Below are 23,799 nucleotides of genomic sequence, written 5' to 3'. Positions count from 1 at the left end.
CCGGGGCAGCCGGTACCCTGGAAGGATGCTTCGCACCATCGATCTGCGCGGTCGGAGTCTCTCCGCCGCCGAGTTCCTCGCCGCTGTTCCGCGTGCCGCCGCCGCCCGTGACGAGGCGTTGACGGTCGCCGCGGCGATCGTGGTCGACGTCGCCGAACGCGGAGACGCCGCCCTTCGTGAGCAGGCCTCGACGTTCGACGGTGTCACCGACCACGCGATCCGGGTTCCGGCCTCGCACCTCGTCGAGGCCCTCGCGCAACTCGCCCCCGAGGTGCGCGCGGCCCTGGAGGAGGCGATCGTCCGAGTGCGGATGGGTTCGGCGGCGCAGGTGCCGGCACCCGTCGTCACCGAGATCGCGCCGGGCGCGCGCGTGGCCCAGCGGTGGCAGCCGGTACGGCGTGTCGGGGTCTACGTCCCCGGCGGCAAGGCCGTCTACCCCTCGAGCGTCGTCATGAACGTCGTCCCCGCCCAGGTGGCGGGCGTCTCCGAAGTGGCGCTGGCCTCCCCGCCGCAGCGCGAGTTCGGTGGTCGGGTGCACCCGACGATCCTCGCCGCAGCCCATCTCCTCGGCGTGACCGAGGTGTACGCGATGGGGGGAGCGGGCGCCATCGGCGCCCTGGCGCACGGCGTCGCGTCGATCGGCCTCGAGCCGGTCGACGTCGTGACCGGGCCCGGGAACAACTTCGTCGCCGCGGCAAAACGGGCGGTCGCCGGTCGCGTGGGCATCGACTCCGAGGCGGGTGCGACCGAGATCCTCGTCGTCGCCGACGCTGCGGCCGATCCCGCGCTGGTCGCCGCCGATCTGGTCAGCCAGGCCGAGCACGACGAACAGGCCTCCGCCGTCCTGGTCACAGATGCGCCCGACCTCGCGCGCGCCGTCTCCGACGCGGTCGACGCGCGCGCGGCGACCACCCGCCACAGCGCACGTGTGCAGGCAGCCCTTACGGGCCCGCAGTCGGCGATCGTCCTCGTCGACGACATCGCTGCTGCCACCGCCTTCAGCAACGCGTACGCGCCCGAGCACCTCGAGCTGCAGTTGGTCGACCCTCGCCCCGAAGACTACGTGCACGCCGGTGCGATCTTCGTGGGCCCGCACACGCCCGTGAGCTTGGGGGACTACCTCGCCGGAAGCAACCACGTGCTTCCGACCGGCGGCCAGGCGCGTTTTCAGCCCGGTCTGTCGGCGGCGACGTTCCTCCGCCCGCAGCAGGTCGTCGAGTACGACCGCGCCGCGCTGGCAGCGGTCCGCGACGGCATCGTCGCCCTGGCCGAGGCGGAGGCGCTGCCGGCGCACGGCGAGGCCGTCGTGGCCCGTTTCGAGGCGTAGTCTTTCGGTGCCATGCACTGCCCCTTCTGTCGTCACCCCGACTCCCGCGTCATCGACTCCCGCACGAGCGATGACGGCCTCAGCATCCGCCGGCGCCGTCAATGCCCCGAGTGCGGGGGCCGTTTCTCGACGGTCGAGACGGCGAGTCTGAACGTCGTCAAACGCTCGGGTGTCATCGAGCCCTTCAGCCGCGAGAAAGTGATGTCGGGCGTGCGAAAGGCCTGTCAGGGGCGCCCCGTGACCGACGCCGACTTGGCGATGCTGGCGCAGTCGGTCGAAGAAGCGGTCCGTCAGACGGGGTCTTCGCAGATCGACGCGAACGAGATCGGGCTGGCCATCCTCCGGCCGCTGCGCGAACTCGACGAGGTCGCGTTCCTTCGCTTCGCCAGCGTCTACCAGGGGTTCGAATCGCTCGAAGACTTCGAAGCGGCGATCGAACAGCTGCGCGTGGATCACCGTGACCGGCTCGCGGCTCCGGCCTCGTCGGCGCGGGTCGACTAGTACCGTCCAGTAATCTGGCGGGGATGTATCCCCTCCTCTTCCGGCACGTGCTGTCGCGCCTCGACCCCGAGCGCGCACACCATCTGGCGATCCCCGTGATCCGGCTGCTCGGTGTGCCCCCGTTCTCGTGGATCGCACGGAGAGCCGCAGCGCCCGCCCCGCAGTTGCGTACGCGGGCCTTCGGGCTCGACTTCGACTCGCCGTTCGGTGTCGCCGCGGGCTTCGACAAAGACGTGCGCATGGTGCGGGGGCTTCGGGCCCTCGGCTTCGGCCACGTCGAGGTCGGTACGCTCACCGCGGTCGCCCAACCCGGCAACGCCCGGCCGCGACTCTTCCGGCTCGTCGCCGATCGCGCCGTGATCAACCGCATGGGTTTCAACAACCAGGGCGCCGAGGCGGCCGCGCGTCGGCTGGGCCGACTCCGCACGCGCAGAGATCTTCCGGTCGTCGGGGTCAACATCGGCAAGAGCCGATCCGTTGATGTCGCCGAAGCATCCGCCGACTACGTGCACAGCACGCGACTGCTCGCGCCCCTCGCCGATTACCTCGTCGTGAACGTCTCGTCGCCGAACACCCCGGGGCTCCGCGGGCTGCAGGCGGTCGAAACGCTGCGTCCGCTTCTCGAGGCGGTGCGGGATGCTGCGGGGTCGACGCCCCTTCTCGTGAAGATCGCGCCCGACCTCGGCGACGACGAGGTGCGCGATATCGCCCGTCTCGCGGTCGACCTTGGGCTGGCGGGGATCATCGCGACGAACACCACGCTCTCGCGTGCGGGTCTTCGCACCGCCGCGGCCGACGTCGTCGCGGCGGGGGACGGCGGATTGTCCGGTGCTCCCCTCAAAGCACGCGCTCTCGACGTCCTCCGGCTCGTGCGCGAGGTCGTCCCCGCGGAGTTCGCGGTGATTTCGGCCGGCGGCATCGACAATGCAGCAGACGTGCGGGAGCGCCTCGATGCGGGAGCCACTCTGGTTCAGGGCTACACGGCGTTCTTGTACCGCGGCCCACTGTGGGCGCGGCAGATCAACCGCGGCCTGGTCAGACCGGGTAACCGCCGCGCTTGACCTGCGGCTTGGGCAGACGCATGAACCGCATCTGCACGGTGCGCATCGCGGAGTAGAAGCCGAGCCCCTTCTCGACGCGTGCCTCGCCGAACTTCTTGCGGGCCTCCTTTTTGATGCGACGTGCGGTCAGCAGCATGTCGCCGACGACGAGCAGGACGAACACCATCAAGACCGGGTAGGCGCCGTACTGGATGTACACGTTGGGGACGAGCGTGAGGAGGATTACGAGGATGGCCATCGGCATGAGCGCCTCGCCGAGGTGCCAGCCGGCGTCGACCCAGTCGCGAGCGAAACGACGCTGCGGACCCTTGTCGCGCAAGGGAAGGAACTTGTCTTCGCCGGCCGCCATACCGGCGCGGGCGCGTTCGCGTGCGACGGCGAGCTCAGCCCGGGCGCGTGCTCGAGCCTCTTTGGTGTCGGCTACCAGGGGGCGCTTGCGAGCGGCCTCCTGCTCGGCACGGCTCGGGGTCGCCCGGCCTTTGCCGCCACCGGGCACGAGAGCCTCTTCGGGGGCTTCGTTCGATGCGGGAGCGGGTGTCTTGGCCACGGTGAACCTCTGAAACGTCGTTGCGGGAGCCTTAAGATTACCCGCATGACCCCCGAAACTTCCCGACAGGACGCTGTACGCCTCGCCGCGACCGACGGCGTCCCCGCCGCTCTGGCCGATCTGGGCGCCCTGGTGCGGATCCCCTCCATCGCCTGGCCCGCATTCGATCAGGCCGAGGTCCAGCGCAGCGCCGAGGCGGTTGCCGACCTCGCTCGCGGAATCGGCGTCTTCGACAGCGTCGAAATCGCCCGCGCCGACATCCCCGAAACCGACGAGCAGGGCCAGCCGGCCGTTCTCGCGGTGCGACGTGCGCGCAACGGTCGTCCGACCGTGCTGCTGTACGCCCACCACGACGTGCAGCCTCCGGGAGACGAGGCGCTCTGGGAGTCGCCGCCCTTCGAGCCGACCGTTCGCGGTGGACGCCTCTACGGACGCGGTGCGGCCGACGACAAAGCAGGCGTCATGGCGCACCTCGCCGCGCTTCGCGCCGTGAAGGCGGCGCTCGGCGACGACTTCGATCTCGGTGTCGCGCTCTTCATCGAGGGGGAGGAGGAGTACGGCTCGCGGTCGTTCGCCACCTTCCTCACCGACCACGCCGACGTTCTGCGCTCCGATGTCATCGTCGTGGCCGACTCGGGCAACTGGGATGAGCGCACCCCCGCGCTCACGGTGTCGCTGCGGGGGAACGCGCGATTCACCCTCCGGGTGCGCACGCTCGACCACGCCTCTCATTCCGGAATGTTCGGGGGTGCGGTGCCCGATGCGATGCTGGCGACCGTCAAGCTCCTCGCGACGCTGTGGGATGACGACGGCGCCGTCGCTGTCGCCGGAATGCACGACCGGGATGCGGAGACCCCCGACTACACCGAAGAGACGCTGCGCTCCGAGACCGGTCTGCTCGACGGCGTCTCGCCGATCGGCACCGGCTCGTTCCTCGGCCGGATCTGGAACAAGCCGTCGATCACGATCACGGGCATCGACGCGACGAGCGTCGAAGCCGCCTCGAACACCCTCGCCCCCGAGACCACGGTCGTCATCAGCGCACGCGTGGCTCCGGGCCAGCGGGCCGAAGAGGCGTACGCGGCGGTGGAGGCGCACCTTCGTGCCCACGCACCTTTCGGGGCGCAGCTCGAGTTCACCGACGTCGACTGCGGCGACGCGTTCCTGGTCGACACGAGCGGCTGGGCCGTCGACGACGTGCGCGACGCGTTCCGCGAGGGGTACGGCGTCGAGTCCGTCGACGTCGGTGTGGGCGGCTCGATCCCGTTCATCGCCGATCTCGTGCGCGAGAACCCCGGTGCACAGATCCTCGTGACGGGTGTCGAAGACCCGCACTCCCGCGCACACAGCCCGAACGAATCGCTGCACCTCGACACGTTCCGCAAGGCCGTGCTGTCAGAGGCGCTGCTGCTCGAGAAGCTCGACGCGCGCACGGTGTGAACGGCCCCCGTTCCGTCGCTGCGGCGTACTATTGCAGCATCCGTCCGCCCCACACTCGAGGAGAGTCATGACCGATACCACAGTGTTGTCGTCCGACATCACGTCGTCGACCGACCAGATCGTCCGTGACCACGGTGTGTCGCTGACGAACACCGCCGCCGAGAAGGTCAAGAGCCTGCTCGGCCAAGAAGGCCGTGACGACCTTCGGCTGCGCGTCGCTGTCCAGCCCGGCGGCTGCTCGGGCCTCATCTACCAGCTCTACTTCGACGAGCGTTTCCTCGACGGCGACAAGGCCGTCGATTTCGACGGCGTCGAGGTCATCATCGACGACATGAGCGTTCCGTACCTCGATGGCGCGACCATCGATTTCAAGGACACGATCTCGGAGCAGGGCTTCACGATCGACAACCCCAACGCGGCCGGTAGCTGCGCCTGCGGCGACTCGTTCCACTGACCCCACCCGTTCTCGGGCAGGCCGTTCGACATCGAGAGACCTGCTGCCCTTCCATCTCTCCGCTCGGCCCGCACAGACCCGCGGAAATCACCGGAAATCCGGTGGCTTCCGCGGGTCTTCTGCGTTCGGGGCTGAACGCTTGGCCTGAGAATGCTAAGAGCTTGCTCTAGACTGAGACAGCAATATTCTCGACCCGGAAAGGTGCACTGTGCCCTTGAAAACAGCGCCCTCCAGACGACGCCTCCGCTGGGCGGCCCTTCCTGTCGGGATCGCCGCGGCCCTCGTGCTGGCCGGCTGCTCGACGAGCGAGCTCCACGGATTCCTCCCCGGCTTCACCGACGACGGTGTGCCGGCCACGAACCGCACCGACATGGTTGCGGGGCTCTGGGTCAACTCCTGGATCGTCCTCCTCGCCGTCGGCGTCGTGACGTGGGCCCTCATGCTGTGGGCGGTCATCGCCTACCGTCGCCGTAAGGGTCAGACCGGCCTCCCGGTGCAGCTGCGCTACAACATGCCGATCGAGATCTTCTACACGATCGTCCCGCTCATCCTCGTGGTCGGTCTCTTCTCGTTCACGGCCCGCGACCAGACGATCCTCGAGACGCAGTACGACGACCCCGACGTCTCGATCACCGCGTTCGGCAAGCAGTGGGCCTGGGACTTCCAGTACAACGGCGAAGAGGACGACAACTCCGACGCCGTCTGGACGATGGGCGTGCAGGTCGAGGACACCGGCACCATCGAGCGGAACGCCGAGTCGCTGCCGACCCTGTACCTCCCCGTCAACAAGACCGTCAAGATCGAGCTGCAGTCCCGCGACGTCATCCACTCCTTCTGGATCATCGACTTCCTCTACAAGAAGGACATGTACCAGGGGCGAGAGAACTTCTGGTCGTTCACGCCGACGCGCGAAGGCGAGTACGCGGGCAAGTGCGCCGAGCTCTGCGGCGAGTATCACTCCAACATGCTGTTCAACGTCAAGGTCGTGAGCGAGGCGGAGTACGAGAACTACCTCGACACGCTCCGCGACGAGGGCCAGACCGGCGACATCGACGAGGCCTACGACCGGTTGCAGAACAACACCGGTTTCGGCACAGCCGTGGAAGGTAATGACTGATGACGACCACGCTTCCCCCCACAGAGACGACCGGTCCCTCGCGGCCGACGACGCTCCCTCCCCGGCAGGCGGCGCTACTGACGTCGTCGCGTGTCGAGAACAAGGGCAACATCGTCGTCAAGTGGATCACCTCCACCGACCACAAGACGATCGGGTACATGTACCTGATCGCCTCGGTCATCTTCTTCTGCCTCGGCGGCGTCATGGCGCTGATCATCCGTGCCGAGCTCTTCGAGCCCGGCATGCAGATCGTCCCGACGAAAGAGCAGTACAACCAGCTCTTCACCATGCACGGCACGATCATGCTGCTCATGTTCGCGACCCCGCTCTTCGCCGGCTTCGCCAACGCGATCCTGCCCCTGCAGATCGGTGCACCCGATGTCGCGTTCCCGCGACTGAACGCGTTCGCGTTCTGGCTCTTCCTCTTCGGCTCGACCATCGCCGTCGCCGGCTTCCTGACGCCCGCCGGTGCGGCCGGCTTCGGTTGGTTCGCGTACCAGCCGCTGGCCAACGCGAGCTTCTCGCCGGGTGTCGGCGGTAACCTCTGGATGCTCGGGCTCGGCATGAGCGGTTTCGGCACCATCCTCGGCGCCGTGAACTTCATCACGACGATCCTGACGATGCGCGCCCCCGGCATGACGATGTGGCGTATGCCGATCTTCACGTGGAACACGCTGATCACCAGCATCCTGATCCTGCTGGCCTTCCCGGTGCTCGCCGCCGCGATCTTCGCCGCCGCGGCCGACCGCGTGCTCGGCGCACACATCTATGACCCGCAGAACGGTGGAGTGCTGCTGTGGCAGCACCTGTTCTGGTTCTTCGGGCACCCCGAGGTGTACATCATCGCGCTGCCGTTCTTCGGCATCGTGTCGGAGATCTTCCCGGTCTTCAGCCGCAAGCCGATCTTCGGGTACAAGACGCTGGTGTACGCGACCATTGCGATCGCCGCGCTCTCGGTCGCGGTCTGGGCTCACCACATGTACGTGACCGGAGCGGTGCTGCTGCCGTTCTTCGCGCTCATGACCATGTTGATCGCCGTTCCGACGGGTGTGAAGATCTTCAACTGGATCGGAACGTTGTGGCGGGGGTCTGTGACCTTCGAGACGCCCATGGTCTTCGCCCTCGGCTTCTTGATCACGTTCGTCTTCGGTGGACTGACCGGCGTCATCCTCGCTTCGCCGCCGCTGGACTTCCACCTCTCCGACTCCTACTTCGTCGTCGCCCACTTCCACTACGTGGTGTTCGGCACCGTGGTGTTCGCGATGTTCGCCGGGTTCTACTTCTGGTGGCCGAAGTGGACAGGGCGGATGCTGAACGAGCGCCTCGGCTTCGTGCACTTCTGGCTGCTGTTCATCGGCTTCCACATGACGTTCCTCATCCAGCACTGGCTGGGTGTCGACGGTATGGTGCGTCGCTACGCCGACTACTCGGCCGCGGACGGATGGACCTGGCAGAACCAGGTGTCGACGGTCGGCGCGATGATCCTCGGTGCGTCGATGATCCCGTTCTTCTTGAACGTGTGGATCACCTCGCGCAAGGCGCCGAAGATCACGGTGAATGATCCTTGGGGCTACGGCGCATCGCTCGAGTGGGCGACCTCGTGCCCGCCGCCGCGTCACAACTTCACCTCGATCCCGCGCATCCGCAGCGAGCGTCCCGCGTTCGACCTCAACCACCCCGAAGCCGGAGTTCCCGTCGGCGTGGGTCCTGCGAAGGACGCGCCGGATGCCCCGGTTGTCGACGCCGACCAGGGAAAGGTGAAGTAGGTGCGCACCAACTTCAGCCTGTGGTGGCTGCTGTCGATCTTCTTCCTGGTCATCGCCGTCACCTACACGGTGTGGTCGATCCTGTTCTACGAAGGACCCTTCCTCCAGCGCATCGAGTGGGTCGGATCGACCGCCCTGCTGTTCACCTCGATCATGGCTGCCCTCATCGCGTTCTACGTTCAGCACGTGCACCGCGCGCAGGGCGGCGAGCTGCCCGAAGACACCCTGACGGCCGACATCGATGACGGCGATCCCGAGCTCGGCGAATTCAGCCCGTGGTCGTGGTGGCCGCTGGTCCTGGCCGGATCCGCCGCTTTCGCGATCCTCGGACTCGCGGTCGGAACGTGGCTGATGCCGATCGGCCTCGCGCTGTTCGCCGTCGCGATCGTCGGCTGGGTGTTCGAGTACTACCGCGGGTACTTCGCGCGCTGATCCGTGCCTATTCGGCTGAAAGCGGCCGCCGTCTCAGACGTCGGCGTGCACCGCGATACGAATCAGGACGCGGCGTTCACCGCGCCCTGGGGAGCCGCGGTCGCCGACGGTGTCGGCGGAGGACCCTCGGGTGACCTCGCGTCCGCGGCCCTCGTCCACCGTCTGGTCGCCGAAGGAGCGATGATCCCGGATCCCGAGACACTGGTGATCCGCATCCGCGAAGCGAACTGGGACATCCGAGCTCACGTCGAGCGCGATCCCGCCCTCCGGGGTATGGCAACCACTTTCACCGGTCTCTTCCTGGGGGCCTCCGGCGACCTGCTGGTCGCACACACCGGTGACTCGCGCGCCTACCTGCTGCGTGACGGCTGGTTCACCCGGGAAACCCGCGACGACTCCTATGTGCAAGCGCTCGTCGACCACGGGTTGCTCGCCCCCGAAGCCGCCGCGACCCATCCGCGCCGGAATATCATCACCGCCTCGCTCGGTGGCGGTGAAGACGACACCATCTCGGTACAAGAACGTCAGCCGCTCGTCGGTGACCGGTGGTTGCTGTGCAGCGACGGATTGACCGACTACGTGCCCGAACTCGACATCGTCGAGCTGCTGCGTCGTGCCGACACGTCAGCAGACGCGGCTGCTGACATCGTCGCCCTCGCGCTCGAGGCGGGTACGCGCGACAACGTCACCGCCGTCGTGTGCGACATCGTCGATGACCCGTCGTCCGCCGAGTCACCCGTGTTCTACGGGTCCGCCGGTCGCTACTTCACCGAAGACGTCGAAACGGCGTGAGCCGCGTCGTCGGCATCTGAGCCGCGCTCGCGCACGATCATCACCAGCGGATCGAACATCCGGGGGAGTGGCCCTTCGTCGTTCTCCGTCGGTTGTCCTTCCCTCACCCAATACTCGTAGCCGCCGATCATCTCCTTCACGTCGTAGCCCAGCTGGGAGAACGCGAGGGCTCCTCGGACGCCGCCGTTGCAGCCGGGGCTCCAGCAGTAGACGACGACCGGTACGTTCGGATCGAGCTCCTGCGCCGCACGCGAGGCGATCTCACCGTGGGGGAGATGCACCGCGCCGCTGATGCGCCCTTGCCGCCACGCATCCGTGTTGCGAACGTCGACGAGAACGAAACGTTCGCCCGCCTTCTGGGCGGCGTAGACATCGGCGGGGTCGGTCTCGTGGGCGAGGCGGGCGGCGAAGTAATCGGGGTCGGTCATAGTGCCCACCGTATGGCCGGCGGAGCGGTGGAGACGAGGGGTGCGGATGCCGCGAATCGTGCGATTTCGGACACTTCCCCTCCCGCCGGCAGACCGCAGAATGATGAATGCCCCGGTTCGTCCCTCGTGGTGAGGTCGAACCGGGGCATTCGTGCGGAGGGCTACTTCTTCTCGTCGTCCTCATCCGCGGGGGGAGGAGTGGCGGAGTTCGTCTCGTCGAGGATCTTCGGCGCACGCATCTCGACGTCGGCGCGCTGATCGTGCGGTGCCATCACCGGGCGGTCGTCCGCCTCGGCACGCTCGTGCGCTCCCTCGATCTCACGCGTTTCCTCGGTCTCGAGGTGGTCGATCTCGTGGTGCTGGTGAGCCGCCGCTGCTTCGATCTCCGCGTGGGTGAGCGGAGCAAGACGGTCTTCGAAGAACCAGCGCGAGAAGCCGGAACGCAGGTTCTCGTGCCACGGAATCTGACCCTTGGCGTTGGGTCGTACGACCAACGGAGCGTAGCCCTCGTTGTCGACGAGCTTCCAGCGATCGTATTCGTCGACCGGCTGGTGGACCTCGATGTACTCGCCGCCCGGGAGTCGCACGATGCGTCCGGACTCGTACCCGTGGAGCACGATCTCGCGGTCCTTCTTCTGCAGCGCGAGGCAGATGCGCTTGGTGACGAAGTAGGCGATGATCGGGCCGACGATCAGGAGAGCCTGAAGGGTGTGGATGACACCCTCCATCGTCACCCAGAAGTGGGTCGCGATGATGTCCGACGATGCCGCCGCCCACAGCACCGCGTAGAACGTGACGCCAGCGGCGCCGATCGCGGTGCGGGTCGCCGCGTTGCGCGGGCGCTGGGCGAGGTGGTGCTCACGCTTGTCGCCCGTGATCCACGCCTCGATGAAGGGGTAGACCATGACGAGAACGATGAACAGACCCAGGATTCCCAGCGGGAGGAGGATGTTCCACGAGAACGTGTGGTCGAACAGCACGGTCTCGAGGTGCGGCGGGACGAGACGCAGGGCGCCGTCGGCGAAACCGATGTACCAGTCGGGCTGGGTACCCGCCGACACCGGAGACGGGTCGTACGGACCGTAGTTCCAAATCGGGTTGATGGTGAACAACGCCGCGATCGTGACGATGACACCGAAGACGATGAAGAAGAAGCCACCCATCTTGGTCGCGTACACCGGCAGGATCGGGTAACCCACGACATTGCTGTTGGTGCGCGCGGGGCCCGCGAACTGCGTGTGTTTGTTCACGATCATCAACATGAGGTGAAGGGCGAGCAGGGCGACCAGGATCGCCGGCAGCAGCAGGATGTGCAGCGTGTAGAGGCGTCCGACGATCGCCGTGCCGGGGAACTCCCCTCCGAAGAGGAGGAACGAGATCCACGTGCCGATCAGCGGGATGCCCTTGACCATGCCGTCGATGATGCGGAGGCCGTTGCCCGAGAGGAGGTCGTCGGGCAGCGAGTAGCCGGTGAAACCCTCGGCCATCGCGAGGATGAAGAGGATGAAGCCGATGACCCAGTTGAGCTCGCGCGGCTTGCGGAATGCACCGGTGAAGAAGACGCGCAGCATGTGCACGCCGATACCGGCGATGAACGTCAGCGCCGCCCAGTGGTGGATCTGACGGACGAGGAGCCCGCCGCGCATGTCGAACGAGATGTGGAGCGACGAGTCCATGGCGGCCGACATCGCGATGCCGCGCATCGGCTCATACGCGCCGTCGTAGTGCGTCTCGACCATGGAGGCCTGGAAGAAGAAGGTCAGGAAGGTTCCCGAGATCAAGACGACGACGAAGCTCCAGAGAGCGACCTCGCCGAGCATGAACGACCAGTGGTCGGGGAAGATCTTGCGACCGAGCTCTTTGACGAGGCCGGAGATGCTGGTGCGCTCGTCGAGGTAGTTCGCGGCGGCGCCGACGAAGCGACCGCCGAGCGGTTTGCCGTCGCGCCCCGCATCCGCGGGCTCGTCAGAGACCGCGGGTTCGAGGGTGACGTTCTCGGTGGGGTGAGATCCGGTACTCAATGACGCTCCCAGAAGCTCGGTCCAACGGGTTCGGTGAAGTCGCTGCGAGCGACGAGGTAGCCCTCGTCGTCGACGGTGATGGGCAGCTGCGGCAGCGGGCGCGCCGCCGGGCCGAAGATGACCTTGGCGCCGTCCGCCACGTCGAACTGCGACTGGTGGCAGGGGCACAGGAGGTGGTGGGTCTGCTGCTCGTACAGGGCGACGGGGCAGCCGACGTGCGTGCAGACCTTGGAGTAGGCCACGATGCCGTCGTACGACCAGTCTTTCTTGTCGTCCGCCTCGGTGATCTGCTCCGGAAGCATCCGCATCAGAAGCACGATCGCTTTGGCCTTCTCCTCGAGGTACCCCTCGTCGTGTCCGAGTTCCGAGAGCTCCTCGGGGATCACGTGGAAGGCGGAGCCGAGGGTGACGTCTGCGGCCCGGATGCGGCGACCCGACGGGTCGTGGGCGAGGTGCGAGCCCTCTTTCCACATCGTGTGGCTGAGGAGCGCCACCGGGTTGCCCGCGATCGGGTTCTCGGGGGAGTTCTCGGGCGCCAGGCCGCGGAACAGCGTGATGCCGGGGATGACCGAGGCCGCCAGGGCGGCGAAGAGCGAGTTGCGGATGACCTCGCGCCGACCGAAGCCCGACTCGGCGTCGGCCGCGACGAAGACGTTGATCGCGCCCTCACGGGTCGTGTCGCGTCCTCGCGTGGCGTGACGGGGCTCGATGTACTCCTTGTCGGACATGACGGCTTTTGACCAGTGGATCGCACCGATGCCGATGGCCAGCAGCGCAAAGCCGATGCCGAGTCCGATGAAGAGGTTGTTGTTGCGGATGTCGATCATCTCGCCCGATTCGATCGGGAAGATCATGTAGGCGATGCTCGCCCAGAGGCTTGCGGCGACCGACAGGTAGAACAGCGTGTAGACCGTGCGGACCGCGCGGCGCATGGCCTTGGGGTCCTGGTCGGTCATGCGCTGACGGTGCGGTGGCAGTTCCGGGCCCTGCACGGGATCGGGCACCGCGACTGCGAGCCCGGCGGACGGCTTCCATGAAGCCCTCTCGTGCTCGAGCGCGTCTTCCTCGTGTGCCATGTTGCTCCTCGTGCGTGTGATGTGTCGTGCGGGCGTCGGTCGAACTAGTTCGACTTCGCCGTGATCCAGACGGTGAGAGCGATCAGCGAACCGATGCCGAACACCCAGATGAACAGACCCTCAGAAACGGGGCCGAGTGAACCGAGGTCGAACCCGCCGGGCGACGGGCTCTCTTGCAGGTACATCAGGTACGAGATGATGTCCCGCTTGTCTTCCATGGTCAGGTTCAGGTCGTTGAACACCGGCATGTTCTGCGGTCCGGTGACCATGGCCGCGTACATGTTGACGGGCGACGTGTCGTGCAGGGCGGGCGCGTACTTTCCCTCGGTGAGCGCACCGCCGGCTCCGGCGACGTTGTGGCACATGGCGCAGTTGATGCGGAACAGTTCGGCACCGTGAGCCAGTTCGCCGTCTCCGTCGAGAACCTCGTCGGCGGGGAATGAGGGGCCGGGCGACGTCGACTGGATGTAGCGGCCGAGAGCGTCGATCTGCTCTTCGGTGAACTGCACCGGCTTCTCGGGGGCCTGGGGAGCCTGCGCCTGCAGCGGCATGCGACCGGTCGAGACCTGGAAGTGCACCGACAGCTCACCGACGCCGTACAGCGACGGACCGGCGTCGGAGCCCTCGAGGTCCATGCCGTGGCAGGTCGCGCAGTTCGCCTGGAACAGCTTCTGACCGTCTTCGACGGTGAGGGTGGATGCTGCGGAGGAGGAATCCTCTGTCGCGGCCATCGCCGCGGACGCACCGGCGTAGATGCCGCCGGTGAGGAGCAGGCCGATGCCGATCAGCGCGGCCGCTGCCAGGGGGCTCCGGCGGCCGGTCGAGCGACGCTTCTTCTCTCGTGCCATGTCGGGGTGCAGCTCCGCTCTATTTCAGGAAGTAGATGACAGCGAACAGGGCGATCCACACGACGTCGACGAAGTGCCAGTAGTACGACACGACGATGGCGGTGGTCATCTCTTTGCGCCCGAAGTTCTTCACGGCGTAGGCACGGCCGATCACGAGGAGGAAGGCGATGAGGCCGCCCGTCACGTGGAGGGCGTGGAAGCCGGTGGTCAGGTAGAAGGCCGATGCGTAGGCGTTGGCCTGGATCGGCATGCCCTCGGCGACGAGCTGGGCGTACTCCCACACCTGGCCGGAGACGAAGATCGCGCCGAGCGCGAAGGTGAGGAAGAACCACTCGACCATTCCCCAACCGAGGATGCCGCGCTTCTTCGTCGAGTACGGCTGGTACCGCTCGGCGGCGAACACGCCCATCTGGCACGTCACCGACGACAGCACCAGAATGATCGTGTTGACCAACGCGTAGGGCACGTTGAGCAGCTGGCTCTCTTCGGCCCAAAGGTCGGAGGAGGTGCTGCGGAGCGTGAAGTAGATGGCGAAAAGACCGGCGAAGAACATGACTTCGCTGCCCAGCCAGACGATGGTGCCCACGGCTACCGGATCCGGGCGCTTCACAGAGCGCAGAGCCTGGTTGTATGTCGCTGTGGTCGTCACTCGTCCATTATGAACGATTTCAGCGTCATAGTTTCGCACCGCCGACCCAACAAACCCCTTCGTCGAACTAAGCAATCCCTAAGAATCACCTCCGAGTTCACTCGACGGCGACGCCCACCTCGTGGGCACCGACGCGCAGCCGGGCGGGGCGTCGTCGCTAGGATCAGACCATGGCGGAGCGGTATTCCTGGCCCGAAATTCTCACGATGCTCCTCGAGGGGCACGACCTCAGCGTGTCGGAGTCGACCTGGGCGATGCAGCAGGTGATGGCCGGCGACGCCACACCCTCGCAGCTGGCGGCGTTCCTCGTCGCGCTCCGTGCCAAGGGTGAGACGGTCGACGAGATCGTCGGCTTCCGCGACGCCATCCTCGAGGCCGCGGTGGCACTGCCCGTGAAGGCCGAGGTGCTCGACATCGTCGGCACCGGCGGCGACCGTCACCGCACGGTGAACGTCTCGACGATGTCGGCGATCGTGGCGGCTGCCTCCGGGATTCCGGTCGTCAAGCACGGCAACCGGGCCGCGAGTTCGTCGTCGGGGTCATCCGACGTGCTGCGCGAGTTGGGTATCGACCTCACGCTGTCGCCCGAGGCCGTCGCCGAGACGCTCCACCGCACGGGGCTCACCTTCGCTTTCGCCACGGCCTTCCATCCCGGGTTCCGTCACGCCGGTCCGACCCGCGCCGAGCTCGGCATTCCGACCGTGTTCAACTTCCTGGGTCCTCTCTGCAACCCCGCTCGTGCCGAGGCCAACGCCGTGGGCGTGGCGCACCTCGACCGGGTGCCGCTGATCACCGGCGTCTTCCGCACGCGCGGGGCGACAGCCCTGGTCTTCCGCGGTGACGACGGCCTCGATGAACTCACCACGACCGGGCACAGCCGGGTGTGGGAAGTCAGCCGCGGCGACATCCACGAACACGACCTCGACCCGCGCGATCTCGGCATCCGCTTCGCTGATCTCGACGACCTGCGCGGCGGCTCGCCCGCAGACAATGCCCGAGTGGTGCGCCGGGTGCTCGATGGCGAGCCGGGCCCCGTTCGCGACATCGTGGTGCTCAACACCGCCGCGGGCATCGTCGCCTTCCGGCTGTTCCAAGATCCGACCGAAGTGCAGCGCCCCATTCTGGAGCGCATGGCTGAGGGCATGCAGGCGGCGGCCGCGGCGATCGACAGCGGCAGCGCGGCGACGAAGCTCGACGACTGGATCGCCACGACCCGCTCCCTCGCGGTCGCAGGCTAGCCCGGTGGGGTGACGACATGGACCCGCTCGACGCGCTGAACGAGATCGCGTACCTCCTCGAGCGGGAGCGGTCGTCGCGGTACAAGTCGAAGGCGTTCCGCACGGCTGCCGTGACCATCGCCGATCTCGACGATGCCACCCGGCGCGATCCGGGCCTGCGTCGACGCAAGGGCATCGGCGACTCCACCTTCGCCGTCATCTCGCAAGCGCTGGAGGGCCGGGTTCCCGACTACCTCGCCGACCTTCGGGACAAGACCGAGGCTGCGGCAGGGTCCGCCCTCCGAGGCATGCTCAAGGGTGACCTGCACAGTCACAGCGAGTGGTCGGACGGTCTGACACCCATAGATCTCATGGCGGATGCTGCGCGCCGCCTCGGACACGAATACCTCGCCCTCACCGACCACTCGCCCAGACTGCGCGTGGCCAACGGGCTGTCGCCCGAGAGGTTGCGGGAACAGATCGCGCAGGTCGGCGGGTTCAGCGGAGACGGATTCACCCTGCTCACCGGCATCGAGGTCGACATTCTCGACGAGGGTGCGCTCGACCAGGAAGACGCCCTCCTCGACGAACTCGATGTCGTCGTCGCATCCGCTCATTCCCAACTGCGCATGGATAAGGGGCCCATGACGCGTCGGCTCCTAGCCGCGGTGTCCAACGCGCGGGTCGATGTACTCGGGCACGTCACCGGCCGGCTCGTCGAGGGCGCGCGCGGGACGCGACCGCCCTCGACGTTCGACGCTCGGGCGGTCTTCGACGCGGCGGCGGCGCACGGCGTCGCAGTCGAGATCAACTCGCGACCGGAACGCCAGGATCCGCCCGACGACCTCATCGCTGTCGCGCTCGACGCCGGGTGCCTGTTCTCGATCGACTCGGATGCCCACGCGCCGGGGCAGCTCTCGCTCATCGACTACGGCGCGGCCCGTGCCGAACAGGCGGGCGTGCCACCCGAACGGATCGTGACGACCTGGCCGCTCGATCGGCTGCGGGAGTGGCTCGGGCGCGCGCGCTGAGCGCGGTCAGCGTGCGAGGGCGGCGATGGCGCGGCCCATGGGCCCGCCGAGGTTCCACTTCTCGGCGAGCGCTTCGGCAGCATCCGTCTGCTTCGGGTCGAGCGGCTCGATCTTCGTCTCACCCAGGGGCAGGTCGAGGTCGCGGACGACCTCGACGACCGTGGGTGCCACCTCGATGTAGGCGAGAGCTGCGAGGATCTTCGCCTGCTGGCCCGCCGGCATGCCCCCGCCGGCTTTCGCCGCTGCGACGATCCCGTCGAGATCGCCGTGCGCCGCGAGCAGCGTGGCCGCCGACTTGTCGCCGATGCCCTTGACGCCCGGAAGGCCGTCGGACGAATCGCCTCGCATCGCGGCGAAGTCGGCGTACTGCCGCGCGTGCACCCCGTACTTGGCGAAGACGACTTCGTCGGTCAGGACCTCGAGGTTGCTCATGCCGCGGGCGGTGTAGACCACCCTCACGTCGCGGTCGTCATCGATCAGCTGGAACAGGTCGCGGTCGCCGGTGACGATGTCGACGGGCATCGCGGCGGTGGTCGCGAGGGTGCCGATGACGTCGTCGGCTTCGTGTTCGGCCGCGCCGACGATGGCGATTCCCAGCGCGGTGAGGGTTTCGCGGATCACCGGCACCTGCGATTCGAGGGGGTCGGGGACCACCTCGACGTCGGGGGCATCGTCGACGGGCTGTGCGACGCGATGCGTCTTGTAGCTCGGAATGAGGTCGACCCGCCACTGTGGGCGCCAGTCGTCGTCCCAGCAGGCGACGATGTGCGTCGGCTCGTACAGGGTGACGAGCTTCGCGATGATGTCGAGAAACCCGCGCACCGCGTTGACGGGGGTTCCGTCGGGGGCCTTCACCGTGTCGGGTACGCCGTAGAACGCGCGGAAGTACAGCGAGGCGGAATCGAGGAGCATCAACCGGTCGGACACGCGCTCATCCTCGCACGCGGCCTGTCGCGGGGTCAGCCCCGGAGCGCAAGCGAAAGGCGGTCGGTCGCCTCGCGCCACGCATCGGGACCGCACGATTGCCACACGCGTCCGAGCGAGCCCGAGGGGTCGCCCGCGCGTTCGATCGCCGCGTGGGCGAGTCGGACCAGGTCGGGGTCGGGGGCGGGAACGCGTGAGACGAACGCGGCGACGTCTTCGATGTAGGCGTCGTCCTGCGTCGGGCGTCCCAATCCGCGGGCGACGACCTCGGCCGCGGCGAGGGCGATCGTGGCGGTGTCTTCGTCGAGGGGGGCCTCGGGTGAGGCGGCACGTTCGAGAGCCGCGTGCACACCGCGCCAGTCGTGGGCAGACTCGAGTTCCCACGCCCACTCGGTGGCCAGTTCGTTTCCGAAGGGTTCGCCGCTCCATGCGCCCATGTCACGACGCTAGTGAGGGCCCATCGGCATCGGGTGACCGTCGGGTGTCTATTTCGCGTCGTGCGGGCGAAGGTCTCGTCAGCAACCCGGGCCGGAGGGGTTTTCGGCGCACGTCTTGTCGACGAGCGCGGTGCGCGCCTCGTAGACGTCGACCGTCTGACCACCCGCGGTGGCGGTGACGATCCCGTTGACCGGGCGCCAGCCCGCGCCGAAGTTGACGGCCGCCGCGTATTCGACCGATACGGACGAGACGTACCTGCCGCGGGACGCGTAGGCGTGGCTGGTCGGGGTGGCCGAGAACTGCGGTTGGCCGAGGGTCGTCCACGCGGTGCCGCCCGATGTCGAGCGCGCGGAGGCGCCGTCGCCGTACGCGAAGACGTACGCCGCGGGGGTGAACCGCACCGTGACCGGAAGCTCGAACAGGGTGCCGGTCATCGTCTGTTCCGAGGCGCCGGCGACGAAGTTCGTCGGCATTCCGACGAGGCCGACGCCGCCCGGTTCGGAGGTGAAGGACGGCTTCGCGGGAACGAACGACACGAGATCGGATGCTGTCACCTCGCCGATCACCTCGACGGTGTAGCCGTCGCGGCACAGCACGTCAGCGGGTCCGCAGTCTTCGGGTTCGGCGGTTTCGTCGTCACCGGGTGGCGGACCGTCACCGTCGGGGGAGTCGTTCCCGCCGCCCGGCCCGGGGGGTTCCCGCGTGCCGGTCACGTCGACCTGCGTGCCGTCGGAGTCGGCGTCGCAAGTGCTCCCCCAGGTCCCGACATCGTCGCACTGGCCGCTCGCGGCGGGCAGCGCGGCGGGAAGCAGAGAAAGTGAAGCTAGCAACAGCAAGGGGATTAAACGCATTGAGGTGCTCCCTCGCGACCCGAGATTGAGCCAACCCTGAAGCTTGGTTCTGCGGCCTCGGTACGTTTCAACGAGACGAGCAGGCTCTGAACTGCGACCCTATCGGGGTCCACTAGAGCCTGACCGTCGCTCGATGTGAGGGCGATTGTGGACACGTCGAGACACACGGCGAACGTGACCACTCCGGCTTCCAAGTCCGCAGTCTTTCGCTCGAGGAGGGACAGTTTGGAGACCCCCGAGAGCGATACTTCGTCGGCGTGGTATGCCGTGAGGCCTTTTCTGTCCGAACTGTGGAGGTCGCCCGTCGTCAGCGCGAACACGGGCTCGAAGGTTTCGGGGTCGCTGAGGTCGACCTGGTTGAGCGCGTCGACGTAGGCGCGGTAGGTCTGTTCAGCGGCGGCGAAGGCCTCTTCTTCGGTGGCGAAGGTGGGGGTGGGCTCAGCCGGTTCGGGTGGGGCGGCGCATCCGCTCACGGACACGGCGACGGCCACGAGGACGGCAGCGGCGACGTGGCGGGCGTTCACGGGACCCAGGCTACGAGGAGGGGAAGTTCGGTGCCGAGGTTTTCCACAGCGGGCGGATCGGAGTCGATGGAACCCCTCCGTAACAGGGGGTTCACACGGATACGCGAGGATGAAGGCATGACTCTTGCGACCGGATTCTCCGTTTCTCTTCCCGCGTGGCTGCAGGGCGAGCTCGACCAGCTGCCCGAGGTGCTCCCGACCGCGGAGGAGCGCATGGATCTCGTGAACGCGCTCGCCGACCGCAATTGGCGCGAGGGCAACGGCGGGCCGTTCGCGGCGATCGTCGTCGAAGCCACCACGGGGCGCCTCGTCTCCGCCGGGGTGAATGTGGTGCTGAGCTCGGGCCTCAGCTCGCAGCACGCCGAGGTGACCGCTCTCGGACTCGCGCAGACGGCCCTGGGCCGGTGGGACCTCGGTGCCGACGGCGCCGACCTCGAGCTGGTCGTCAACTGGCGCCCCTGCGTCATGTGCTACGGCTCCACGATGTGGAGCGGGGTGCGCTCGCTCGCGATCGCCGGTGACGGGCCCGAGCTCGAAGAACTCAGCGGTTTCGACGAGGGTCCGATGGTCGCCGACTGGGCCGAGCAGTTCGAGGCACGGGGCATCCGCGTGAGTATCGGTGTGCGGCGCGATGAGGCGACGGAGGTCTTCCGGGCCTACGGCGCATCCGACTCGACCGTGTACAACGCGCGAGGCGTCGTCGACTGAACCCGCGGAGGGCTAGAGCGTCCCCGGACCCCAGTACACGCTCTGGCCCGAGTCGAGATCGACGACGTAGGAGCCCGACGCCACGGCTTCGGCACCCACGTCGAAGATCTCGTAATAGGTGACGGTCTCGCCGGGTTCGATGGTTCCGAGGTCGTAGACGCTCGGGTAGGTGTCGTCGTAGGAGACGTAGGCGAGATCGGCCAAGCCGCCGTCTGCGGTCAAGAAGCTCGAGTACGGCAGGTAGGAGTAATCGGACGCGAGGTCGATCGTTTCGTCGGTGGCGTTCGTGAGTTCGATGGGCACACCGATGAACGCCCCGTAGACGGGTGTCTCGTCGCTGTTGACGAGTGCCTCTTCAGTCAGGTCTTCGAACGGCAGAACAGTCATCTCCCACGCGACTTCGCCGACGCTCTCATCGAAGAGGGTGAGTGTGGAACCGGGCGCGAGAGGGTCGGCGACGGTGTTGCCCTCTTCGCCCAGCTCGGGGGCGCTCAGCCACGGGTACGACGAGGAGTACTCGGGGTTCAGCTCCGGATCCTGATCCGGCGGACCGGACAGAAGACCGTCGAACCCGCCGACGAGAGCCATGACGACCGCCCACACCAGTGAGAAGACGAACCCGACCGCCGAGATGATGATGGCGGCGATCGCGAGGCCCTTCCGGGGCATCCTGCGGGCCAGCGCAATGATCGCGAGCACGATCGCCGCGATGAAGAGGATCCACGACAGTGCCAGCCCACCGAAGGGGCTGAAAGACACGGCGAAGCCGAGGATCGATGACGCCAGGGCGAGGATGCCGAGCACCGGTGTTCCTCCGGCGGCGGGCGGACGAGGCTGCCAGGGGGCGCCACCGGGGTAGCCGCCGTTCGGACCGTAGGCGTTCGGCGGATAGCCGACGGGTGCCGGGCCGCCGGCGGGCGGACCCCACGTGGGCGGGGCGCCGGGGTAACTCTGGAACGGAACGCCGCCAGGGCCCGCCGGCGTTCCGGCACTCTGGGGCATGGCGCTCTGCTGAACGGCACTCTGCTGAACGGCACTCTGCTGAACGGCATAGGGCGGAACGGGCGCGGCGTAGGGCGGAAGAGGCGCCGGGGGAGCTGCCTGGGGCGGCGCTGCCGCGTACGGCGGCAGGGGCGGCGACGCGACGGCGTCTTCGTCCTCGTTCGGGCGGGTGCCGTCGGTCATGGCTGCTCCTGTTCGGTGGTCGCCCGCCCATGCTACGGAAGTTGCGCGACGCGGCGGGGACGCTGTGGAGTGCCGCATTAGAGTACGAGCGTGTCATTCGGAGCCGCCGCCGCGTCGGGGGGATTCGCGCGCGTTTCGCCCGATGATCCCTGCCCGTGCGGTCGGGATCGGTTCGACGGATGCTGCGCACCTCTCCTCGATGGGCGAGACGCGCCGACGGCCGAGCGTCTGATGCGGTCGCGGTACACCGCTTTCGTCATCGGGAACGCCGAATACCTGCGCCGCACGTGGCACCCGCGCACCCGCCCGTCCGACGTGGGGCTCGACCCCGCCACGCGGTGGACAGGTCTGGAGATCCTTTCTGCGGAGGCGGGTGCAGCCGGCGACGAGTCGGGGAGCGTCGAGTTCCGCGCCCGCTGGCGGGTCGGTCGAGAGCACGATGAACTGCACGAGCGCAGCAGATTCGCGCGACGCGGTGCACGCTGGGTCTACGTCGACGGCGAGATCCTCTGACGCCGACCGCTGGAATACCCGCGGCTCGCCCGCCGTTCGGGGCTTCGTGACGAATTCTCCGCGGCCTGTCGACGTCGTCGTCGTCGGTGCCGGCCAGGCGGGGCTTTCAGCCGCCTACCACCTGCGCCGGCGCGGTTTCGTTCCGGCGGCCGAGGCGGCAGCATCCGATCGTTCCTTCGTGATCCTCGATGCGAACGACCGGCCAGGGGGAGCATGGCAGCATCGTTGGTCGTCGTTGCGGATGGCGACGGTCAACGGCATCCACGAGCTGCCGGGGTTCGTCGTCCCCGCCGCCGACCCGACCGCGCGGGCCAGTGACGTGCTGCCCGCGTATTTCGCCGCCTACGAAGCGCGCTTCGACCTCGACGTGCAGCGCCCGGTGGCGGTCACGGCGGTGCGGCGCGCCGATGACGACCCGCACGGACGCCTTCTCGTCGAGACGGACACCCACACCTGGGCGACGCGGTACGTGGTCTCGGCCACCGGCACGTGGACCCGCCCGTTCTGGCCGCGCTACCCCGGACAAGAGGTGTTCGGCGGACGCCAGCTGCACACCGCCGATTACGTGTCGGCCGAGGATTTCGCCGGCCGTCGCGTGCTCGTGGTCGGAGCGGGCGTCTCGGCCGTGCAGCTTCTCGAAGAGATCTCGCACGTCGCCACGACTTTCTGGATGACGCGTCGTGAGCCCGACTGGATCGAGACCGACTTCGACGTGCCGGCGCGGGTGGCCGCCATCGCCGGTGTCGAAGACCGGGTGCGTCGAGGGCTGCCGCCCGGCAGCGTCATCTCGGTGACGGGGATGCACTGGACGCCGTGGGCACGCGCGGCGCAGAAGCGAGGCGTGCTCGAACGCCTGCCGATGCTCACGCGCATCGAAGAGAGCGGCGTGCGTCTTCCCGACGGGACGTTGCTCGCGGTGGACGACATTCTGTGGGCGACCGGGTTCCGACCCGCCCTCGAGCACCTCGCGCCGCTGCGGCTCCGAACTCGCGACGGCGGTTTTCGCGTCGCCGACTCGCGGTCGCTCGACGAACCTCGGCTGTTCTTCGTCGGATACGGCCCGTCGGCCTCGACCGTCGGGGCGAACCGCGCCGGTCGTCAGGTGGTGGCGCAGATCGTCGCCGAAATTCGAGAGCTCGAATCGGCGTCAACCCCCGCCCCGGCTGTCGCGGCCGGTGCGTAGCGTGGAATCACCGACGTAAGAAAGGTAGGAACTCATGAAGGTTCTCGTTCTCGGCGGCCACGGAAAAGTGGCACTCCTCCTCGCTCCGCTGCTCTCGCAGCGCGGCGACGACGTCACCTCCGTCATCCGCAACCCCGACCACGCCGCAGACATCACGGCGGCCGGCGCGACACCCCTCGTTCTCGACATCGAGTCGGCCGACGAGGCCGCCGTTCGCGACGCGGTCTCGGGCTTCGACGCCGTCGTCTGGTCGGCCGGCGCCGGCGGCGGTACCACCGAGCGCACGTACGCGGTCGACCGCGATGCGGCGATCCGGGCGATGGATGCAGCCGCCGCGACCGGTGTGCGGCGCTTCGTGATGGTGTCGTGGATCGGATCCACTCACGACCACGGCATCTCGCCCGATGATTCGTTCTTCGCCTACGCGGATGCCAAGCTCGCCGCCGACGACCATCTGCGTGCGACGGCCCTCGACTGGACGATCCTCGGACCCGGAACGTTGACCCTCGACCCGCCCACCGGTGCCATCACCCTCGACCCGCAGGGCCAGGGCGAGGTGTCGCGCGCCGATGTCGCCGCCGTCATCGCGGCGTCGCTGCTCGATGACCGCACCGTGGGGCGGTTCATCCGGTTCGGCGCCGGAGACCAGCCGATCGCCGACGCGCTCGGCGCCTAGGGCCGCCGGACCCTTCGACAAGCTCAGGGGCCGGCGGGCGGCAGGACGCCTCGGTCGCTGAGCTCGTCGAAGCGGCTGCGGTGCTCGTCG

Annotated in this window: 26 protein-coding genes; 15 read left to right on the top strand and 11 right to left on the bottom strand. The window is 67.8% G+C overall.

Going from position 1 to position 23,799, the window contains the following annotated elements; all coding sequences use genetic code 11:
• The first annotated feature begins 25 nt into the window (after nt 1-25).
• From hisD to ACFXQA_RS12005, 3 genes are read left to right on the top strand one after another with little or no spacing between them, the layout of a single operon-like run.
• Nucleotides 26-1,327: a histidinol dehydrogenase gene (gene hisD, locus ACFXQA_RS12015; protein ID WP_394520072.1), complete on the top strand. Its 1,302-nt coding sequence runs from the start codon at nt 26-28 to the stop codon at nt 1,325-1,327.
• Nucleotides 1,328-1,339: 12 nt separating this feature from the next.
• On the top strand, nt 1,340-1,828 hold the full coding sequence (nrdR, locus tag ACFXQA_RS12010; protein ID WP_394520071.1) for a transcriptional regulator NrdR: 489 nt from the start codon (nt 1,340-1,342) through the stop codon (nt 1,826-1,828).
• A gap of 23 nt (nt 1,829-1,851) precedes the next feature.
• Entirely contained in the window at nt 1,852-2,889 is a 1,038-nt protein-coding gene (locus ACFXQA_RS12005) for a quinone-dependent dihydroorotate dehydrogenase (protein ID WP_394520070.1), read from the top strand.
• Here the strand turns inward: ACFXQA_RS12005 and ACFXQA_RS12000 are convergent.
• Nucleotides 2,864-3,436 carry a DUF3043 domain-containing protein gene (locus ACFXQA_RS12000; RefSeq protein WP_394520069.1) on the bottom strand — a complete coding sequence of 191 codons (573 nt, stop codon included), beginning with the start codon at nt 3,434-3,436 and terminating at the stop codon, nt 2,864-2,866. The genes ACFXQA_RS12005 and ACFXQA_RS12000 overlap by 26 nt on opposite strands.
• Before the next feature lie 45 nt (nt 3,437-3,481).
• Between ACFXQA_RS12000 and ACFXQA_RS11995 the strand changes: the two genes are divergently transcribed.
• The 6 genes from ACFXQA_RS11995 to ACFXQA_RS11970 all read left to right on the top strand — a co-directional run bounded on the left by ACFXQA_RS11995 (nt 3,482) and on the right by ACFXQA_RS11970 (nt 9,437).
• Nucleotides 3,482-4,876, top strand: coding sequence for a dipeptidase (locus ACFXQA_RS11995; RefSeq protein WP_394520068.1), 1,395 nt, complete (start codon nt 3,482-3,484; stop codon nt 4,874-4,876).
• 67 nt (nt 4,877-4,943) lie between these two features.
• Nucleotides 4,944-5,330 carry a HesB/IscA family protein gene (locus ACFXQA_RS11990; RefSeq protein ID WP_394520067.1) on the top strand — a complete coding sequence of 129 codons (387 nt, stop codon included), beginning with the start codon at nt 4,944-4,946 and terminating at the stop codon, nt 5,328-5,330.
• 208 nt (nt 5,331-5,538) lie between these two features.
• Nucleotides 5,539-6,447 carry an aa3-type cytochrome oxidase subunit II gene (ctaC, locus tag ACFXQA_RS11985; RefSeq protein ID WP_394520066.1) on the top strand — a complete coding sequence of 303 codons (909 nt, stop codon included), beginning with the start codon at nt 5,539-5,541 and terminating at the stop codon, nt 6,445-6,447.
• On the top strand, nt 6,447-8,213 hold the full coding sequence (gene ctaD, locus ACFXQA_RS11980; RefSeq protein WP_394520065.1) for an aa3-type cytochrome oxidase subunit I: 1,767 nt from the start codon (nt 6,447-6,449) through the stop codon (nt 8,211-8,213). Before ctaC ends, ctaD begins: the two co-directional genes overlap by 1 nt.
• Nucleotides 8,214-8,645 (top strand): cytochrome c oxidase subunit 4, encoded by a 432-nt coding sequence (locus tag ACFXQA_RS11975; RefSeq protein ID WP_394520064.1) that lies wholly within the window; start codon nt 8,214-8,216, stop codon nt 8,643-8,645.
• A gap of 3 nt (nt 8,646-8,648) precedes the next feature.
• Nucleotides 8,649-9,437, top strand: a complete 789-nt coding sequence (locus tag ACFXQA_RS11970) for a PP2C family protein-serine/threonine phosphatase (protein ID WP_394520063.1) — start codon at nt 8,649-8,651, stop codon at nt 9,435-9,437.
• On the opposite strand, the gene ACFXQA_RS11965 is transcribed toward ACFXQA_RS11970, so the two are convergent.
• The 5 genes from ACFXQA_RS11965 to ctaE form a co-directional block, all read right to left on the bottom strand.
• The gene (locus ACFXQA_RS11965) at nt 9,407-9,865 is read right to left on the bottom strand and encodes a rhodanese-like domain-containing protein (RefSeq protein ID WP_394520062.1); all 459 of its coding nucleotides are present in this window, start codon (nt 9,863-9,865) and stop codon (nt 9,407-9,409) included. The genes ACFXQA_RS11970 and ACFXQA_RS11965 overlap by 31 nt on opposite strands.
• Nucleotides 9,866-10,026: 161 nt before the next feature.
• Complete coding sequence (qcrB, locus tag ACFXQA_RS11960) at nt 10,027-11,886, bottom strand: cytochrome bc1 complex cytochrome b subunit (RefSeq protein WP_394520061.1); 1,860 nt, start codon at nt 11,884-11,886, stop codon at nt 10,027-10,029.
• A complete protein-coding gene (gene qcrA / locus ACFXQA_RS11955) occupies nt 11,883-12,962 on the bottom strand; it encodes a cytochrome bc1 complex Rieske iron-sulfur subunit (protein ID WP_394520060.1) in 1,080 nt (359 codons plus the stop codon). Before qcrA ends, qcrB begins: the two co-directional genes overlap by 4 nt.
• A 44-nt stretch (nt 12,963-13,006) precedes the next feature.
• Entirely contained in the window at nt 13,007-13,810 is an 804-nt protein-coding gene (gene qcrC / locus ACFXQA_RS11950; RefSeq protein ID WP_394520059.1) for a cytochrome bc1 complex diheme cytochrome c subunit, read from the bottom strand.
• A gap of 19 nt (nt 13,811-13,829) precedes the next feature.
• Nucleotides 13,830-14,459: an aa3-type cytochrome oxidase subunit III gene (gene ctaE, locus ACFXQA_RS11945; RefSeq protein WP_394520058.1), complete on the bottom strand. Its 630-nt coding sequence runs from the start codon at nt 14,457-14,459 to the stop codon at nt 13,830-13,832.
• A gap of 170 nt (nt 14,460-14,629) precedes the next feature.
• Here ctaE and trpD point away from each other — a divergent pair, with 170 nt between their 5' ends.
• Both trpD and ACFXQA_RS11935 read left to right on the top strand, forming a co-directional pair.
• Entirely contained in the window at nt 14,630-15,697 is a 1,068-nt protein-coding gene (trpD, locus tag ACFXQA_RS11940) for an anthranilate phosphoribosyltransferase (protein WP_394520057.1), read from the top strand.
• A gap of 17 nt (nt 15,698-15,714) precedes the next feature.
• Nucleotides 15,715-16,707, top strand: a complete 993-nt coding sequence (locus ACFXQA_RS11935) for a PHP domain-containing protein (RefSeq protein ID WP_394520056.1) — start codon at nt 15,715-15,717, stop codon at nt 16,705-16,707.
• A gap of 6 nt (nt 16,708-16,713) precedes the next feature.
• Here ACFXQA_RS11935 and ACFXQA_RS11930 read toward each other — a convergent pair whose 3' ends face one another.
• The 4 genes from ACFXQA_RS11930 to ACFXQA_RS11915 all read right to left on the bottom strand — a co-directional run bounded on the left by ACFXQA_RS11930 (nt 16,714) and on the right by ACFXQA_RS11915 (nt 19,444).
• Entirely contained in the window at nt 16,714-17,634 is a 921-nt protein-coding gene (locus ACFXQA_RS11930; RefSeq protein ID WP_394520055.1) for a 5'-3' exonuclease, read from the bottom strand.
• Nucleotides 17,635-17,666: 32 nt separating this feature from the next.
• Nucleotides 17,667-18,068, bottom strand: a complete 402-nt coding sequence (locus tag ACFXQA_RS11925) for a DUF4259 domain-containing protein (protein ID WP_394520054.1) — start codon at nt 18,066-18,068, stop codon at nt 17,667-17,669.
• A gap of 78 nt (nt 18,069-18,146) precedes the next feature.
• Entirely contained in the window at nt 18,147-18,920 is a 774-nt protein-coding gene (locus tag ACFXQA_RS11920; RefSeq protein WP_394520053.1) for a hypothetical protein, read from the bottom strand.
• On the bottom strand, nt 18,911-19,444 hold the full coding sequence (locus ACFXQA_RS11915) for a hypothetical protein (protein WP_394520052.1): 534 nt from the start codon (nt 19,442-19,444) through the stop codon (nt 18,911-18,913). The genes ACFXQA_RS11920 and ACFXQA_RS11915 overlap by 10 nt, the downstream gene beginning before the upstream one ends.
• Before the next feature lie 117 nt (nt 19,445-19,561).
• On the opposite strand from ACFXQA_RS11915, the gene ACFXQA_RS11910 reads away from it, so the two are divergent.
• Entirely contained in the window at nt 19,562-20,152 is a 591-nt protein-coding gene (locus ACFXQA_RS11910) for a nucleoside deaminase (RefSeq protein WP_394520051.1), read from the top strand.
• Nucleotides 20,153-20,164: 12 nt separating this feature from the next.
• Here the strand turns inward: ACFXQA_RS11910 and ACFXQA_RS11905 are convergent, their stop codons facing one another.
• The gene (locus ACFXQA_RS11905) at nt 20,165-21,337 is read right to left on the bottom strand and encodes a hypothetical protein (RefSeq protein WP_394520050.1); all 1,173 of its coding nucleotides are present in this window, start codon (nt 21,335-21,337) and stop codon (nt 20,165-20,167) included.
• Nucleotides 21,338-21,427: 90 nt separating this feature from the next.
• On the opposite strand from ACFXQA_RS11905, the gene ACFXQA_RS11900 reads away from it, so the two are divergent.
• From ACFXQA_RS11900 to ACFXQA_RS11890, 3 genes are read left to right on the top strand one after another with little or no spacing between them, the layout of a single operon-like run.
• Nucleotides 21,428-21,850 (top strand): YchJ family protein, encoded by a 423-nt coding sequence (locus ACFXQA_RS11900; protein ID WP_394520049.1) that lies wholly within the window; start codon nt 21,428-21,430, stop codon nt 21,848-21,850.
• Nucleotides 21,851-21,896: 46 nt separating this feature from the next.
• Entirely contained in the window at nt 21,897-23,033 is a 1,137-nt protein-coding gene (locus ACFXQA_RS11895; protein ID WP_394520047.1) for an NAD(P)-binding domain-containing protein, read from the top strand.
• Between the two features lie 34 nt (nt 23,034-23,067).
• A complete protein-coding gene (locus ACFXQA_RS11890) occupies nt 23,068-23,709 on the top strand; it encodes an SDR family oxidoreductase (protein ID WP_394520046.1) in 642 nt (213 codons plus the stop codon).
• The last annotated feature ends 90 nt before the right edge of the window (nt 23,710-23,799 follow it).

It is taken from the genome of Microbacterium shimangi (assembly GCF_043556445.1).
Lineage (GTDB): Bacteria > Actinomycetota > Actinomycetes > Actinomycetales > Microbacteriaceae > Microbacterium.
This window is presented reverse-complemented; position numbering and strand designations above follow the sequence as displayed.

Excerpts from the sequence above, each read along its gene's own strand:
- ACFXQA_RS11890 (WP_394520046.1), top strand. The coding sequence starts at position 23,068 with ATGAAGGTTCTCGTTCTCGGCGGCCACGGAAAAGTGGCACTCCTCCTC.
- trpD (WP_394520057.1), top strand. The coding sequence starts at position 14,630 with ATGGCGGAGCGGTATTCCTGGCCCGAAATTCTCACGATGCTCCTCGAG.
- qcrC (WP_394520059.1), bottom strand. The coding sequence starts at position 13,810 with ATGGCACGAGAGAAGAAGCGTCGCTCGACCGGCCGCCGGAGCCCCCTG.
- ACFXQA_RS11965 (WP_394520062.1), bottom strand. The coding sequence starts at position 9,865 with ATGACCGACCCCGATTACTTCGCCGCCCGCCTCGCCCACGAGACCGAC.
- ACFXQA_RS11990 (WP_394520067.1), top strand. The coding sequence starts at position 4,944 with ATGACCGATACCACAGTGTTGTCGTCCGACATCACGTCGTCGACCGAC.
- ctaD (WP_394520065.1), top strand. The coding sequence starts at position 6,447 with ATGACGACCACGCTTCCCCCCACAGAGACGACCGGTCCCTCGCGGCCG.
- ACFXQA_RS11935 (WP_394520056.1), top strand. The coding sequence starts at position 15,715 with ATGGACCCGCTCGACGCGCTGAACGAGATCGCGTACCTCCTCGAGCGG.
- ACFXQA_RS11995 (WP_394520068.1), top strand. The coding sequence starts at position 3,482 with ATGACCCCCGAAACTTCCCGACAGGACGCTGTACGCCTCGCCGCGACC.
- ACFXQA_RS12005 (WP_394520070.1), top strand. The coding sequence starts at position 1,852 with ATGTATCCCCTCCTCTTCCGGCACGTGCTGTCGCGCCTCGACCCCGAG.
- nrdR (WP_394520071.1), top strand. The coding sequence starts at position 1,340 with ATGCACTGCCCCTTCTGTCGTCACCCCGACTCCCGCGTCATCGACTCC.
- ACFXQA_RS11925 (WP_394520054.1), bottom strand. The coding sequence starts at position 18,068 with ATGGGCGCATGGAGCGGCGAACCCTTCGGAAACGAACTGGCCACCGAG.
- ACFXQA_RS11905 (WP_394520050.1), bottom strand. The coding sequence starts at position 21,337 with ATGACCGACGGCACCCGCCCGAACGAGGACGAAGACGCCGTCGCGTCG.
- hisD (WP_394520072.1), top strand. The coding sequence starts at position 26 with ATGCTTCGCACCATCGATCTGCGCGGTCGGAGTCTCTCCGCCGCCGAG.
- ACFXQA_RS11910 (WP_394520051.1), top strand. The coding sequence starts at position 19,562 with ATGACTCTTGCGACCGGATTCTCCGTTTCTCTTCCCGCGTGGCTGCAG.
- qcrA (WP_394520060.1), bottom strand. The coding sequence starts at position 12,962 with ATGGCACACGAGGAAGACGCGCTCGAGCACGAGAGGGCTTCATGGAAG.
- ACFXQA_RS11920 (WP_394520053.1), bottom strand. The coding sequence starts at position 18,920 with ATGCGTTTAATCCCCTTGCTGTTGCTAGCTTCACTTTCTCTGCTTCCC.